The sequence below is a fragment of the Streptomyces sp. WG7 genome (genome assembly GCF_049975785.1).
Taxonomy (GTDB): Bacteria; Actinomycetota; Actinomycetes; order Streptomycetales; family Streptomycetaceae; genus Streptomyces.
Genome location: NZ_JBNGGE010000073.1, coordinates 1 through 14,007, shown reverse-complemented (window position 1 = coordinate 14,007; position 14,007 = coordinate 1). Strand labels below are relative to the sequence as shown.

Sequence of the window (14,007 nt, the reverse complement as noted above, 5' to 3'; positions counted from 1 at the left end):
CCGCGCGCACGCGGCAGTTCGTGGGCAGCGAAGGGGAACCTCGCCTCTTCCGGGAGGCTTTGGACAGCGAGTCCGGAGCGCCCACTGTCCTCATGGTGCACGGGCCTCTGACGCAGGGGCGTGAGGTGGCTGCGTGCGTACCGGGACTCGATCCATGGCCGCCTCGCCGCTCCGTGAGCTTCACGGGCCGGGAACGAACGAGTGCGGAGAGGGCAGTGGGCGTGGACGGCGAGAGTGTGGACAGGCCGCGGCGGGAGCAGGCGAAGGCGTCGCCCGGCCCGGGACGGGCGTACGGCACACAGCCCTTCCTCCTCGGCTACGACTCCCGGCCGCAACCTCCCCTCATCGTCCGCCTCCCCCACAGCGGGCCCCGGTTGAAGGGGGCACGGCCCGAGACCACTGACACGGACGTCCGGAGCCGGCAGATCACCGCCACCCTCCAGATGTCCCTGCGGGCCGTCCAAGCCGCCGACCCCGCCGGCCTCGCCGTCCCGGCTCTCCGCCTGGCCGCTCTTCTCGATCCCGCCGGTCACCCCGATGCCCTCTGGACACAACCGTCCCTGCTCGCCCACCTCTCCGCTTACCGCTCCGTTCCCCGTGGGAAGAACACTTCCGCGGGCTCTTCCCGAGTCACTGCCGATCAGGCCAGGCAGATCCTGCGGCTGCTGCACCGCCATGCGCTGCTCATCCACGACCCGCGTGATGAGCCCCGTGCCGTCCGCGTCCATGCCCCGACCGCCCGTGCCGTCCGCGACGGCATCGCCGATGCCGACCTGTCCTGCCTGGCCACCGCGGCAGCCGACGCGCTCCTGGGTGCCTGGCCCGACGACGACGAGCAGAACACCGACCTGGTCGTGGCGCTGCGCGCCAACACCGATGCCCTGGCCGGCCATACCGCCGACCATCTGTGGCGTCCCGACGGACACCTGGTCCTCTTCCAGGCCGGTACAAGCCTTTATGCCGCGGGGCTGACGGGCGCCGCCATCGGCTATTGGCAGAGAATGGTCTCAGCCAGCGAGCGGCTGCTCGGCTCCGATCACACCGACACCTTGTCGGCCCGTGGCAGTCTCGCCAGCTGCTACTGGCGCGAGGGACGCGTCGGTGAGGCCATCGAGCTGAGGGAACAAGTGCTGGCCGACCGTGAGCGGCTGCTCGGCCCCGACCACCCCGACACCCTCACCGCCCGCGCCCACCTCGCCACCTCCTACCGGTACAAGGGACGCGTCGATGAGGCCATCAAACTGGAGGAACGGGTGCTGGCCGACCGCGAGCGCCTGCTCGGCCCCGACCACCCCGACACCATCGAGGCCTGCGGCCACCTCGCCATCTCCTACTCGCGCGAGGGACACGCCGGCGAGGCCATCGAGCTGAGGGAACAAGTGCTGGCCGACCGCGAGCGCCTGCTCGGCCCCGACCACCCCGACACCCTCACCGCCCGCGCCCACCTCGCCACCTCCTACCGGTACAAGGGACGCGTCGATGAGGCCATCGAGCTGGAGGAGCGGGTGGTGGCCGACCGCGAGCGTGTCCTCGGCACCGACCACCCCGACACCCTCACCGCCCGCGCCCACCTCGCCACCTCCTACCGGTACAAGGGACGCGTCGATGAGGCCATCGAGCTGGAGGAGCGGGTGGTGGCCGACCGCGAGCGCGTGCTCGGCACCGACCACCTCGACACCGTCGACGCCCGTGCCGAACTCGCCGACCTGTATTGGCTGGACGCGCGCCTCATGGACGCCGCTGCCCTGCTGAAAGGGGTGGTGGCCGACCGTGATCTGCTGCTCGGCCCCGACCACTCCGACACCATCGCCACCAGTGACGACCTGTATGTCCTTCTCGACACATTCTCGCTTGACGGGGGAGAAGAATGACCTCATGGTTCCCTACCTCGCTCATCCCCACCGACCGGCCGAGCCCGCATCGCGTCGCAGTCCTGAGCCATGACGGGGTCGGAGCGTTCGAGGTCGCCTTGGCCGTGCAGGCGTTCGCGGCGGCGAACGATCACGCGCGTGACCTGCTGTACGAGGTCGCTGTGGCCGGACCCGAACGTGCCCTTGTCACGCGTACGGGGTACGCGACGAGTTTCCGTCTCGTCCCCGACCGCCCCCTGTCCTGGGCGGAGTCGGCACACACGCTGATCGTTCCGGCGTATCCCGGACAACTGCGCACACCGACCGCGCTCATCGAGACACTTCGACGAGCGCACGCCGGGGGCACACGGGTCGTGTCCCTGTGCCTGGGGACCTTCCTCGTCGCGGCCGCGGGCCTGCTCGACGGCTTGAGGGCCACGACGCACTGGCACTGGGCCGACGAACTCGCGGCGCTCCACCCGTTGGTGCGGGTGCAGCCGGAACGCCTGTTCGTCGAGGACGGCGGCATCTTCTCGTCGGGAGGCGGCACCGCGGCCTTGGATCTGGTGCTGCACCTGATCGAGAAGGACCACGGATCGGCGCTCGCCGCTGAGATCACCCGGTTCATGGTCGTCCCGCTCCGTCGAGACGGTGATCAGTCACAGTACGCGAGGTGGGAGGTGCCGGGCCGAACGCGCTCCCTACACGACACCTTGCGCTGGGCGGAGGAGCATCTCGACGAGGCGAGCACGGTGGCCGATCTCGCGGAGCACGCCTGCATGAGCGCCCGCACGTTCACGCGCCGGTTCCGCGACGTGGTCGGTGTCCCACCGATGGAATGGCTGCTCCGTGCCAAGGTGCGCCGGGCGCAGGAGCTGTTGCAGCGCACGACCTGGACCGTGGGCCGGATCGCCGAGGCCAGTGGTTTCGGTTCGGAAGCGGCGCTGCGTTACCACTTCACCCGGCTCACGCAGATGCCGCCCGGCCGTTATCGCCGTACGTTCGGCGCGGCGTGCGGGCAGCGCCCCGAGACGGGCAGGGTGGCGTGATGTTCAACTTTCGCGTCCGTCGTCGCGTAGCCCGCGTCGGACCCGCGCGTCGATCATGGGCGACATGAACGACATACAGCAGCGAATCGAACGGTCGGGCACTGTCCGGATCGGCGACCGTACGGTTCACCGCATGTCCTTCGGCGCGATGCGTCTCGCCGGCAAGGACATCTGGGGACCGCCCGCGGACCGCGCCAACGCGGTCCGGGTCGCGCGGCGTGCGGTCGAACTCGGCGTCGACCACATCGACACCGCGGACGCCTACGCCTTCGGCGTGACCGAGGAGATCCTGCGTGAGGCTCTGCATCCCTATCCCGACCATCTGCTGATCGCCACCAAGGCGGGCCAGGCTCAGGTGCGGCCAGGAGTGTGGGAACCCCTCGGACGCCCCTCGTACCTGCGTCAGCAGTGCGAGGCGAGTCTGCGGCGTCTCGGACAGGAGCGGATTGACCTCTTCTACCTGCACCGGGTCGATCCGCAGGTGCCGTTCGAGGAGCAGGTGGGGACGATGAGGGAGCTGCGGGACGAGGGGAAGATCGCACACTTCGGACTGTCGAGCGTCACCGTCGACCAGATCGAGTCCGCACGGGAGATCATCGACGTGGCGGCCGTGCAGAACCTGTTCAACCTGGCGGCCCGTGTGGGTGAGGACGTGCTCGAACACTGCGAACGGGAGCGGATTCCGTACGTCGCCTGGTTCCCGATCATGAGTGGTGACCTGGCCCGCGCCGACCACGTCGTCGCCGACGTGGCGGCGGAGCTGGACGCGACGCCCGCACAGATCGCTCTCGCATGGTTGCTGGCCCGGTCCGAGATGATCTGCCCCATCCCGGGTACGTCCTCCGTCGCGCATCTCGAGGAGAACGTAGCCGCGTCTGCGCTGCGACTCACCGATGAGCATCTCTCCCGCCTCGCCACGGTGCCGGTTGTCCGATGACGAGCTGGCGGCGCTCGCCGCAGTCGGCTCCGCTCCGGAGAAGTGATCGCGGCCGCCCACTCCCGCTGCTTCTCCACGGTCCTGCCCCCGGGTGACCGTCGGCGGGCTCCCTTCCGCGTCTCGCCCACCGGATCGGCATCGTTCACCTTCGGGAAGGTGCGTTACTCGCAGGGCCGGCGGCGCAGAGCCGGCAGTGCCAGGACGGCACCCAGGAGAAGGCCTACGGCGGTGACGCGCAGGATGGTGCCGAAGCCCTGGTCGGTGAGGGCGCCGGCCAGTTGCGGTCCCAGGCTCGCGCCGATGAACATGCTGCACGCGTAGAGGGCGACGGCAGCGCCGCGCGCGTGGGGGGCGCTGGTGCTGACGGTCTCGACGGCAGCGGGTGCGGCGATCGCGACAACGGCGACGAACAGCAGCAGCGCCCCGGCCAGCAGGATCGTGTGGTCGGCGAGCAGGGAAGCGGCCGTGACGGTGACGGCGGCCAGGCCCAGCGAGGAGGCCAGCCGTCGCGGTGCGAGGACCCGCGACAGGACGGGGGCGAGCAGCGGGACGGCGATCAGTGCCGGAAGCGCGCCGGCTCGCAGGGCCAGGACCGCGCTGGGGTGCCCCGCGATGTCCGGCGGTCCCGCGACGGCCACGCCCGTGTAGACGGAGACGAATCCGCCCATCAGCATCATGGTGGCCAGGTACAGAGCGATCAGCCGGGGCCGGCGCAGCAACCGGGGCATCACCGCGAACGCGTGCAGCAGCCCGCCGCTCGCCCCCGTGTCCTCGCGCGGGGTGGGCCGCAGGACGCGGCGTACGAACAGCAGGCTCAACGCCATGAGTGCGGCGCTGAGCAGGAAGACCGCCCGCCATCCCAGCGGGGCCTCGACTGCCTGGGCGCCGATCTGCATGAGGACCGCGGCGCCCAGCATGCCGCTGGTGAGGCAGGTCAGGGCCATACCGCGCGACGGCGGTGCGAGGTGGTGACCGACGTAGGAGAACGCGGCCGGTGCGAACGCCGCGGCACTCAGCCCTTGGAGGACACGCAGGGTGATGACCCAGGTGAGATCGGGGGCCGCGCTGACCGCGACGGTGGCGGCCGTAGCGACCACCAGCCCCCAGGTGATGACCGTACGCGCTCCGTACCGGTCTGTCAGAGGGCCCGCGAGGAGGAAACCCGCGGCGTAGGCGAAGCCGAACGCGGTGGCGGACCAGGTGACCTGTCCCGGTGTGGAGCCCAGGCTCTCGGCCATGGAGTGCAGGAGGGCCAGGACGGTGTACATCTGGCCGACGACGAGGACACCCAGCGTGGTCAGCAGGATCACGGCAGGGGCGGTGGGAACCCAGGCCGGGGGCGGGGTCGTGGCGCCGGCTTTGGCCGGGGGGCGCGGTGAGGGGGTGGGGTGAGGCATGAGAACTCCGGGAAGCGGGCGCCCGCCGGCCGGTCACGCGGTGGTGCACCGTGTGACCGGCCGGGGGTCTTTGAGCGGGAGAAGGGATGGCCTGCGTCGGGTGAAGCGGTGGCCCGCGGGTGCGGGTGGCCGTCCCGGAACGTGCCGAAGGCCCGGGGGGTGTGTCAGGCGGCGGGGGTGCCGAGTACGTGTGCGCGCGAGGCGTGCACCTCGTCGCGCAGGGCGGGCAGGTCGACGCCCAGGACCTGGCCGTTCCACTTGCGGACCTCGCCGTTGACCAGGACGGCGCTGATGTTGCGGGCGTCGGAGCCCAGGACGACCGTGCCGATGGGGTCGTTGAGCGGCATGTTGTTGAGGTCCTCGGCCTGGATGACGAGCAGGTCGGCCTTCTTGCCCACGGTGAGCGAGCCGGTGACGCCCTCCAGGCCGTTGGTGCGGGCGCCCTGCAGGGTGGCGAAGTCCAGGACGTCGTGGGTGGTGACGCGTCCCGGCTGCCGGTCGGTGCCGTAGACGGTGTTGACCGCGCGCATCCGCTGGATGGCGTGCAGGGCCCGCATCTGCGTGAACATGTCGCTGGCCAGGGCCACCTCGACGTCGATGCTCAACCCCGGGCGCACCCCGACCGACAGGGCCTCGTCGATCGCGGGGATCGCGGTCTCCAGCCCGATCTGGGCGTCCGAGGTCGGGGCCAGGGCGATGGTCGTGCCGCTCTCCCCGATCGCCTTCCACGCTGCCTGGGTCAGGCCGGTGGCGTGGATGAGGGTGACGTCCGCGCCGAGGATGCCGTCCTTCGCCCACTGCTCGACGGCCTGCGAGGAGGAGGTGCCGAAGACGGCGTCCACGCTCACCCCGATGCCCAGGTCCCGGGCGGTGCGGGCGAGTTCGGGTCCGTACGCGAGGGCGGGGCCGGCGATCTCGTCGGTGGCGAGGGCTGCCAGGCGCAGGGTCAGCAGCTGGTCGTCGCCGGCGAAGTACTTCTCCTTGAGGCGGGTCAGGTCGCCGGGCCACTGCTTGTCCCAGTCGCCGAAGTGCGGGCCCATGGAGGCGTGCACGCCTCGGATGCCGGTGTCGATGAGGGCCTCGACGGCGGCGTCGGAATGCTCACGGGTGCGGGAGTTGTGGGAGAAGTCGAGCATGGTCGTGATGCCGCTGTCGATGGCCGTCAGCGCGGCCAGTCTGGTCCCGACGTACATGTCATGGGGCCGGTAGACCGTGGCGTAGCCGGCCAGGGTGGACATCACATAGGCGCCGAGGTCGTCGACGTCCGGCATGATCCGGCGCAGCTGAGCCTCCCAGGCGTGCCGGTGGGTGTCGACGAAGCCCGGTGTGAGGAGGGTGCCGGTGGCGTCGACGACCACCGCTCCCTCCCGGCTCAGGCCAGGACCTATCGCGGTGATCGTGTCGCCCTCGACGAGCAGATCGGCGCCGTCCAGAACACCGGAGCCGGGGTCCATGGTGACGATGGTCGCGCCGGTGAACAGGATGCGCCGCTTCGGGTCGCAGGAGCGGCGCTGGAGCTGTTCGAGCACGGCGGGGCTGGTGGTGCCGGAGGCGGTCAAGGGGAGATCCTGTTCGTCGTGCCAGGCGCGGTGGGCCTGTGCGGGGTGGGCGGTGCCTCCAGCATCGGACCGGCCGGGGGTGACAACCAGGTCGCCGTTTTCCTGGGCACAGCACACCCAGGGTCAGCCGGCGGGCTGGGTGAGGAACAGCGACGGGACCTCACGGTCGGTCGCGGCGACGCCCGCTCATCCCGGGCGGCGGTGCGTGACGCACGGCCGTCAGGGCGGTCTCTTCAGCGGGCGGGGCGTGGCCCGGCGGGACCTCGCCCCTTCCGCGGCGGGGCCCGCTCCTTGCCCTCCGCGGAGCTGACGGCCGGTCGTCCGCCGCGCTGTCAACGGGGCGGCCGGCACGCCCCGTCGGCCCGGCCTGGCCGCACTGTTCCGGGGAGTGACGGGACCAGGCTGCCGGCCGCGGGGAAACCTAGCCTGTCCGAGAAGACGGTCTCGTGCCGGTCGGCGTCTCCACCATGAGGCAGCGACGCGTTTCCACGACGCAAAGGGGAATCAACGTGACAGACAACGCCTCACGACAGAGTCGACGTGCCTTCGTCGCGGCAGGGGTGGCCGGCGGGCTGTCCATGGCGGCCGGGACCGCCTCCGCTTCGACAGGAGGTCGTCCGGACGTCGGCGCCGCACAGGCCGGTCGGTCGTGGCGGGAGCGTCGTAACAGCGCGTTGGTGCTCAAGGCCTTCGCACGGCAGAACACCGGCGGTGACATCTTCGACATCCTCCACGACGATGTCGAGTGGTCGATCGTCAACGGGCGCACGTACACGTCCAAGGCCGACTTCCTCGCGGCGGGTTCGGCACCGATCATGGATCGTCTGGCGACGACGCTCGTGATGACGATCCAGGACCTGTGGGCCGACGGAGACACCGTGATCATCCGCTTCTACGGCGATGCGACGGCGATCGACGGCGTCGAGTACCACAACGAGTACTGCTGGGTGTGGGAGCTGAAGGACAGCCGCGTCATACGCAGCCACGCCTTCCTGGACATGGGCGCTGTGCAGGAGCTCATCGACCGCGTCCAGCGGCCCTGACGGGAATCGTCGGTCAGGTGACCGCCACCCCGGCCCGCGTTCAGCGGAGCCAGGGCAGGTCCGCCCCCGCTTCGCTCGGCTGAAGTCCGTCGGCGATGATCCGCATGATCTCGCCGAGGGACTTCTGCTGTTCGGGAGTGAGCCGGTCGAACACGGCCTGGCGTACGGCGTACCCGTGACCCGGCGCGGTCCGGCGCAGCACCCCGTAGCCCGCGCGCGTGAGGATCGCGAACTGGCCCCGCTTGTCGGAGGGGCAGTCCTCCCGGCGTACCCAGCCGTTCTTCTCCAGGCGGGCGACCGCGCGCGAGAGCCGGGAGCGGGTGATCTTCGCGCACCGGGCCAGTTCGGTCATCCGCAGCCGTCGGCGCGGTGACTCGGCGAGCTTGGCCAGCAGGCCGTAGTAGACGTGCGGCATGCCCGCGTCGCGCTGGAGCCGGCGGTCGAGGTGGTCCTCCAGGAGGGTCGCGGCCTCGGTGTAGGAGCGCCAGATGTACTGTTCCTCGGCGGTCAGCCGGCGGACCTCTTCGGCGGGGGCCGAGAGGGGTGCCGTGTTCATGTGTCCCACCACCCTACGGAAGCGTTTTTTGCACGCGGTGTCGCCGCGTCAGCGAGGATCAACCCCGTCCACCTCACTGAACGCACGCTCTGCCCGCACGGTTCACTCCATGGGTCTCACCCGCCGGGCAGCATGCCCGGCCACGCGTACACGCTCCCGTTCTCGGGCGGAGCGCGTCGACGAGGAGGTCGAGCCGGCGGCCGGTCCGCTTTCGAGGAGCACCGTCCTTGACGGCGACGCACCGTCCTTGACGGCGGCGAGCACGCCGATGAGCAGCGTGGCGACGTCGTCGGGGTCGACGTCCGCACAAAGGGTGCCCGCCGCGGCGCTACGACATGGTCTTCGTCTTCGTCCGGGGGAGAACGCTTCCCACCTCGTGGTCTGTGCGTACGAGGAGCTGGTGAACGGCAGGACGGCGACCGCTCCGGTCCACCTGTCCCGGCCGCCGTGCGCGGTCTCCTCGCGCGCGGTCTACCGTGGACCGGCATGAACGCACTGGACTCGTGGCTGCGCCGCCGCCTGCCACCCGCCCTGGCCGATCTGGGCCTGAGCGTCCTGCTGACGGCCTGGTGCCTGGCCCTGCCCGCCCTGGTCCCGCCCGACGAGCACAGGCTGCGGGTGCCGGATGCCTGGTGGCTCTTGCTCCTCCTGGTGTGCGGCACGGCCATCACCGTTCACCGTTTGTGCCCGCTGGCGAGCCTGACGGTGGTCGCGGTCCTCTGCGGTGTTCTCCAGGGTGTGCACTATGTCCCCCCGCTCGTGGGCCCGCTGGGAACCTCGATTGGTCCCACCTACCTGAGCGTCGCAGCGGTCCTCTTCCTGACCGCCGTGCGCGCCCGCCACCGCGGCGCCGCTCTCCTGGTGGCCGTGCACATGCCGGCGTTGTCCGTCACGGAAGCGATGATGGCGCCCGCGGGCCACAGGCTCGCGACGGCGACGACCGAGGCGGTGCTGCTGGCCGCGGCCTGGTCCCTGGGCAGACTGGTGCGTACGCGGACCGCGATGCGCAGCCAGGCGCTGGAACGCGCCGCGGCTCTGGAGGGGGAACAGTTCGCCAACGCCCGCGCTGCCATGATGGAGGAACGCGCCCGCATCGCCCGGGAACTGCACGACATCGTCGCCCACCATGTCAGCCTCATGATTGTGCAGACCATCGCTGCGGACCGGGTCCAGACCCACGACCTCGACAAGGCACATGAACTGCACCGCTCCATCGAGGAGACCGGCCGTGCGACGGTCACCGAGCTGCGGCAGTTGCTGGACGTGCTCCGTACCGACGCCGAGGACGACGTCGACCTCAGCAGGCAGCCACCGCAGCCCAGCATCGACGCCGTTCCGGCGCTGCTGGACTCCGTGCGTGCCACCGGTCTCCAGGTCCACTACACCGTCGTCGGGGAGCCGGTCGAACTGCCGGCGGGCTCTCAGCTGGCCGTCTACCGCATAGTCCAGGAGGCGCTCACCAACACGCTCAAGCATGCCGGCCGGACCCATGCCACGGTGACCATGACATGGGAGCACGACCGTCACCGGCTGTCGCTGCGGCTGTGCGACGCAGGGCCCCAGGACGGCGCCGGATCTCCGCCGATCCGCACGTCCGGCCAGGGCCCCGGGCATGGGATGGTGGGCATCCGGGAGCGGATAGCAGCCGCGGGCGGAACGCTCCACGCCGGCCCCCGTGCCGGTGGCGGGTTCTGTGTGCACGCCGTACTGCCCATCCCGTCCGTGCCCGGCTCCAGGACGGACGCTCTTCCTCCACAGCGCCGTCCCAGACCTCGCTGACATCGCCGGCACTCCGGCCGACGGCGGTGACGGGCGCGCTCAGGCTCGATTGAGTGCAACGGCCGACAAGTCCGTACGCCGACGCATGACCGCGCGACGTACGCCCGCCGAAATCTCCGCGCATCCGCTGAACCGCACCCGGTGATTCCTCGTTGCCCTCTACGAGGTACGCGGTCTCTTCGACGGCCCGAGCTCATGCCTCGCGTGCGTTCCCGTCTCACAGAAACTTCGTCCGATGCCGATCAACGACCTGGGCAGCGACCTGCAGTACACGGTGGACCTACTGGCCATTTTCGCCTTCGCGCTGTCCGGCGCCTTCTTGGCGGTGCGCAAGGACTTCGACGTCTTCGGCACCGTCATTCTCAGCGAGGCCGCCGGGCTGGGGGGCGGTCTCTTCCGGGACCTGGTCCTGGGCGTAATGCCGGTCGCCTTCACCGATCTCGGCTACTTCTTCACGCCCGTCGTCGCCGCCGTCGTCGTCTACTTCGGTCACCGGCTGTCCCTTGACCACAGGGTGCGCGAGAGCTCGCTCCTCGGTGTCTCGGACGCTGTGGCGCTGGGGCTCTTCAGCGTCACCGGCACGATCAAGGCTCTTGACCACGGCTTCAGCATTCCTGCCGCCGCCACCCTCGGCACGGCCGGCGCCGTGGGCGGGGGGGTCCTGGCCAGTCTGGTCGCGCTGGAGGTGCCGTCACTCCTGCGGTGGAACCGCGACCTGTACGCGCTGCCCGCCCTGGTCGGAGCGGGCACGACAGCCGCCTTGCACGTCGGCGGCCTGCTCAACACGGCGACCGCCCTCGGCGCGTCCGGGTTCGCCTTGTGCCTGCGTCTGCTCGCCCTGCGCTACGGCTGGCGAACCCCGCGCTCGCAGTTCTGGCGCGATCCGTTCGCCGGGCTCCGGCACCAGTCGGCGCCACCGCAAACGCCACCCGATCCGGAACAGGACACTCGGGCGACTGTCGTCATGAGCCGCTCGGATGCCGATGTGCCCACCCCTCGCCCGGCCGGCCGGCCGCCGATCCCCCACCAGCGACAGGTCACCGATCCACGGCTCATCCTGATGCGCCCCGCGGCGGAGGGCGGCGAACCCGCAGACGGTCAGTCGGACGACACCGCTGGACCGGCCGCCACACAACCTGCCTGAAGCCGTGTCCCTTCGCGCGGCCGGCGGAACCCGACCGCGCGAGGAGACACGAAGACAGGTGCCGGGCCGACACACCGGAGGCCTGGTAACACCCAACCCGCTGTGAAGGACGTTCCTTGATGCACGCACTGGGCAGACGCATGCCCTGCTCCGGATCGACCCGCCGCCACTCCCCCGCCACACACCGGCTCACCCTCACCGTCCGGGGGGCCGGGCGCCTGCTGTGCTGCAGCCTCGCCGCCGGCATGACCACCGCCGCCCTCGACCTCCTCCTCGAACCCCAGGCAGGGTGGTGGCGCACCCTCTGGCCCCTGCCCTGGTTCCTCACCTGCCTGACCGTCCCGGCCTGGGCCGTCCTGCGCGCCCGCGAGAAGGCCACGCAGCGCCCGCCCGGCGAAGACACCCTCCCGGATCACTGGGACCAAGCAGCGTAGGGCCCCGCGGCAACGCGGGGCCCCAGCGATCCGTGAGCGGGACAGTTCTAGGCCGGCGCGTCGGTGGACTTCGCGTTCGGCTTGCGCAGCAGGTGGTGGAGGGGAGCGAGCAAGGTGGCGACGAGAGAGCCGCACCCGAACTCGAACAGCCACAGGAACCAGCCGGCGGGGGCGTCGTCCACCCGGTCCATCAGGGTGTGGCTGATCGGGTAGGCCACCAGGAAGCCGACCACAACGAGCCAGAAGGGGGCCGACCAACGCCCCTTCGTGAACAGGACGGTGAAGAGGCCGACGACGGTGACGGCGGTCATCGTGAGGGTGAGCGTGTTCTGCATGGCGTACCACTTTCTGCCCGGGCTGGGCTGGTGAGGGGCGGTGCTGGACCAGGGCGAACGCCGTACGGGGGTCCGAGGGCCGCAAGAGTGCTGCCGTTGCTCGGCATGACTCGATCCTCCCGTCCGCCATGGGCCGGCCCCTCACCTGGCAGGAGGAACTCGGACTCCATCCCGGGATGGAGAAGCCCACCTCTCGCGCGGCCGGCGCGGTTCACGCAACGTGACGAGCGCTTCTAGGTCTCGAGGTCTAAGTGGCGCTCCTCCTGGTGGCCGATGCCTCAGCGGGCTCCGGGCGACAGGATCAAGGTGTGGACCGTGTCGATGTTCCTGTCGTTGACGGCGTCGAAGAGGGATTGATGCGGCCGGCCTGCCGTTGAACTGTCGCCATGGGCCGGGACGGCCGCGCTCGTTTGTGCTGATTCCCAACGACGAACCTCCTTCGTGTGGAGAAATTCCATGTTGACAACTTGCTCCAGAAAGCCGTTCTCCGCGGAGAGTTCTCACACGATCGTCGTGCGTGGTGGAGCTGTTACGCAGACGCGTCGAGCGACGACGAACGACTTCGACTCGGTACAGGAGTTCCACGAACGATGTACGCCGCGGAGTCGCGCTTTGCGTTATCACGGTGGCAAAGCAGGCCTCACGTGCCGGGAGTGGGACTGGTTGGTGGATCCGCGCCGGGGTACGACTCTGCTGACGCGTCCGGAGAGCCGCCCGGACCACGTCATAGCCATGACGAACGTGATGCGTTTGGCGGATGAGCCGGGTGTACTTGAGCTGGCGGTGCTCATAGCGGACGCGTGGCAAGGTCGCCGGCTGGGCAGAGAGCTGTTCGCTCATGCCATGACGTCGGCGCGTTCGACCGGTCACCACACCGTCTGCGTTTCCGTACTGAGCAGCAGCCGTCCGCTGATCTCGGCGATCGGGCGCGAAGTGCCGGAAAGTGCGACCGCCCATCAGGGAACGATTTCGGAAATCCGCATTCCCTTGGGTGAATTCTCACCGGCCGATCAGTCGATGTGACCGTCCGCGCCCGTGCACGACTTCGACAACCATGACTTCCTGCCCGGTCGACATCGTCCTCTCCCTGTGCCGGGAAGAGACCTCCCGTCTGCTGCGGACCATGCGCAGCCATCATGTGATGCCGGCGTATGCGCATCCGTGGGGTTCCGCATGGGCCTACCTCACTTTGCTGCGCAGCCCCCGTCCCATGGTGCTCCTGGACGTACCGGACGGTGCGGCGATGGACGAACTGGAGCAGCGTGTACACGTGCTGAGCAAGTTCTCTTCGGTCGTCGTGCTGACTCCCAGGCATACGGACGTGGTCGCCGTGCTGCGCGCGGGAGCCATCAACGCGCTCCCGCGTGACACCTCGCCCAGGGAGCTGGCGTCCCGGATCGCCGCCGAGCGCAGGTGGCTCGGATTTTCCGCTCCGCGTCTCAGGCCCCGGTCGCCGGCTCTCCCGGACCCGGAGATCACCTGTCATCAGTTGTCCCAGCGCGTACTCTTCGAGGTCCTCAGCACCACCAGGCGTGAGTGGTGCTGCCACGAGCTGTGCCTGCTGCTCGGCACGCCGCTGGAACCCATGAGCCGACGGGCCCTGCAGGGCCGTATGGCGCGGCTGGACGAGCGTGTGCGGCGCCGCGGGGTCTCCATCGGCATCGTGTCGCAATGGGGACGGACCGTGTACACCGGTCTCCACGAGGCCGCTCCTCGGACGCTCTGAGGCGCGGCCCGCTCGTTCGCGCACCCAGTCGTCCCGGCGGCCCGATCACCTTCTGCGACGAGGCACGTCGCCACGCGCGGCACTGTCCCGTTCCTCGGGTGCGGGTGCGGGTGCGTCGTGTTGCTGGATCGCCTGACGGAGCCCGCGCAGGGCCGGGCCGGGATCGACACCCAGTTCCGCGTGCAGAACCCGACTCGC

13 protein-coding genes and 1 pseudogene are annotated in these 14,007 nt (G+C 70.1%); 9 read left to right on the top strand and 5 right to left on the bottom strand.

The features are described from left to right. Positions 1-221 precede the first annotated feature (221 nt). The 3 genes from ACP4J0_RS36415 (at position 222) to ACP4J0_RS36405 (ending at position 3,836) form a co-directional block, all read left to right on the top strand. Positions 222-1,871: a tetratricopeptide repeat protein gene (locus tag ACP4J0_RS36415; RefSeq protein ID WP_426603424.1), complete on the top strand. Its 1,650-nt coding sequence runs from the start codon at positions 222-224 to the stop codon at positions 1,869-1,871. Then, entirely contained in the window at positions 1,868-2,899 is a 1,032-nt protein-coding gene (locus tag ACP4J0_RS36410; protein ID WP_426603422.1) for a GlxA family transcriptional regulator, read from the top strand. The genes ACP4J0_RS36415 and ACP4J0_RS36410 overlap by 4 nt, the downstream gene beginning before the upstream one ends. Before the next feature lie 64 nt (positions 2,900-2,963). Then, positions 2,964-3,836, top strand: a complete 873-nt coding sequence (locus ACP4J0_RS36405) for an aldo/keto reductase (protein ID WP_426603420.1) — start codon at positions 2,964-2,966, stop codon at positions 3,834-3,836. A gap of 161 nt (positions 3,837-3,997) precedes the next feature. Here ACP4J0_RS36405 and ACP4J0_RS36400 read toward each other — a convergent pair whose 3' ends face one another. Together ACP4J0_RS36400 and ACP4J0_RS36395 are read right to left on the bottom strand one after the other, a co-directional pair. Continuing rightward, the gene (locus tag ACP4J0_RS36400; RefSeq protein ID WP_426603418.1) at positions 3,998-5,146 is read right to left on the bottom strand and encodes an MFS transporter; all 1,149 of its coding nucleotides are present in this window, start codon (positions 5,144-5,146) and stop codon (positions 3,998-4,000) included. 251 nt (positions 5,147-5,397) lie between these two features. Further along, on the bottom strand, positions 5,398-6,792 hold the full coding sequence (locus tag ACP4J0_RS36395; protein WP_426603416.1) for an amidohydrolase family protein: 1,395 nt from the start codon (positions 6,790-6,792) through the stop codon (positions 5,398-5,400). A gap of 509 nt (positions 6,793-7,301) precedes the next feature. Here ACP4J0_RS36395 and ACP4J0_RS36390 point away from each other — a divergent pair. Continuing rightward, the gene (locus ACP4J0_RS36390) at positions 7,302-7,835 is read left to right on the top strand and encodes a nuclear transport factor 2 family protein (protein ID WP_426603414.1); all 534 of its coding nucleotides are present in this window, start codon (positions 7,302-7,304) and stop codon (positions 7,833-7,835) included. A 40-nt stretch (positions 7,836-7,875) separates the two neighbouring features. Here the strand turns inward: ACP4J0_RS36390 and ACP4J0_RS36385 are convergent, their stop codons facing one another. Next, complete coding sequence (locus tag ACP4J0_RS36385; RefSeq protein WP_426603412.1) at positions 7,876-8,391, bottom strand: MarR family winged helix-turn-helix transcriptional regulator; 516 nt, start codon at positions 8,389-8,391, stop codon at positions 7,876-7,878. 486 nt (positions 8,392-8,877) lie between these two features. Here ACP4J0_RS36385 and ACP4J0_RS36380 point away from each other — a divergent pair, with 486 nt between their 5' ends. The 3 genes and pseudogenes from ACP4J0_RS36380 to ACP4J0_RS36370 all read left to right on the top strand — a co-directional run bounded on the left by ACP4J0_RS36380 (position 8,878) and on the right by ACP4J0_RS36370 (position 11,748). Beyond that, the gene (locus ACP4J0_RS36380; RefSeq protein ID WP_426603410.1) at positions 8,878-10,170 is read left to right on the top strand and encodes a histidine kinase; all 1,293 of its coding nucleotides are present in this window, start codon (positions 8,878-8,880) and stop codon (positions 10,168-10,170) included. Positions 10,171-10,405: 235 nt separating this feature from the next. Beyond that, positions 10,406-11,038: pseudogene (locus tag ACP4J0_RS36375) on the top strand (trimeric intracellular cation channel family protein); the annotation flags it as partial. 395 nt (positions 11,039-11,433) lie between these two features. Then, positions 11,434-11,748, top strand: a complete 315-nt coding sequence (locus tag ACP4J0_RS36370) for a hypothetical protein (RefSeq protein ID WP_426603408.1) — start codon at positions 11,434-11,436, stop codon at positions 11,746-11,748. A 47-nt stretch (positions 11,749-11,795) separates the two neighbouring features. On the opposite strand, the gene ACP4J0_RS36365 is transcribed toward ACP4J0_RS36370, so the two are convergent. Both ACP4J0_RS36365 and ACP4J0_RS36360 read right to left on the bottom strand, forming a co-directional pair. Beyond that, positions 11,796-12,083, bottom strand: a complete 288-nt coding sequence (locus ACP4J0_RS36365; RefSeq protein ID WP_426603406.1) for a hypothetical protein — start codon at positions 12,081-12,083, stop codon at positions 11,796-11,798. 278 nt (positions 12,084-12,361) lie between these two features. Beyond that, positions 12,362-12,541 carry a hypothetical protein gene (locus tag ACP4J0_RS36360; protein ID WP_426603404.1) on the bottom strand — a complete coding sequence of 60 codons (180 nt, stop codon included), beginning with the start codon at positions 12,539-12,541 and terminating at the stop codon, positions 12,362-12,364. Positions 12,542-12,815: 274 nt separating this feature from the next. Here ACP4J0_RS36360 and ACP4J0_RS36355 point away from each other — a divergent pair, with 274 nt between their 5' ends. Both ACP4J0_RS36355 and ACP4J0_RS36350 read left to right on the top strand, forming a co-directional pair. Further along, on the top strand, positions 12,816-13,106 hold the full coding sequence (locus ACP4J0_RS36355; protein ID WP_426603403.1) for a hypothetical protein: 291 nt from the start codon (positions 12,816-12,818) through the stop codon (positions 13,104-13,106). A 31-nt stretch (positions 13,107-13,137) separates the two neighbouring features. Next, on the top strand, positions 13,138-13,809 hold the full coding sequence (locus ACP4J0_RS36350) for a hypothetical protein (protein ID WP_426603402.1): 672 nt from the start codon (positions 13,138-13,140) through the stop codon (positions 13,807-13,809). Positions 13,810-14,007 lie beyond the last annotated feature (198 nt).

Excerpts from the sequence above, each read along its gene's own strand:
- ACP4J0_RS36410 (WP_426603422.1), top strand. The coding sequence starts at position 1,868 with ATGACCTCATGGTTCCCTACCTCGCTCATCCCCACCGACCGGCCGAGC.
- ACP4J0_RS36405 (WP_426603420.1), top strand. The coding sequence starts at position 2,964 with ATGAACGACATACAGCAGCGAATCGAACGGTCGGGCACTGTCCGGATC.
- ACP4J0_RS36385 (WP_426603412.1), bottom strand. The coding sequence starts at position 8,391 with ATGAACACGGCACCCCTCTCGGCCCCCGCCGAAGAGGTCCGCCGGCTG.
- ACP4J0_RS36380 (WP_426603410.1), top strand. The coding sequence starts at position 8,878 with ATGAACGCACTGGACTCGTGGCTGCGCCGCCGCCTGCCACCCGCCCTG.
- ACP4J0_RS36370 (WP_426603408.1), top strand. The coding sequence starts at position 11,434 with ATGCACGCACTGGGCAGACGCATGCCCTGCTCCGGATCGACCCGCCGC.
- ACP4J0_RS36365 (WP_426603406.1), bottom strand. The coding sequence starts at position 12,083 with ATGCAGAACACGCTCACCCTCACGATGACCGCCGTCACCGTCGTCGGC.
- ACP4J0_RS36360 (WP_426603404.1), bottom strand. The coding sequence starts at position 12,541 with ATGGAATTTCTCCACACGAAGGAGGTTCGTCGTTGGGAATCAGCACAA.
- ACP4J0_RS36355 (WP_426603403.1), top strand. The coding sequence starts at position 12,816 with ATGACGAACGTGATGCGTTTGGCGGATGAGCCGGGTGTACTTGAGCTG.
- ACP4J0_RS36350 (WP_426603402.1), top strand. The coding sequence starts at position 13,138 with ATGACTTCCTGCCCGGTCGACATCGTCCTCTCCCTGTGCCGGGAAGAG.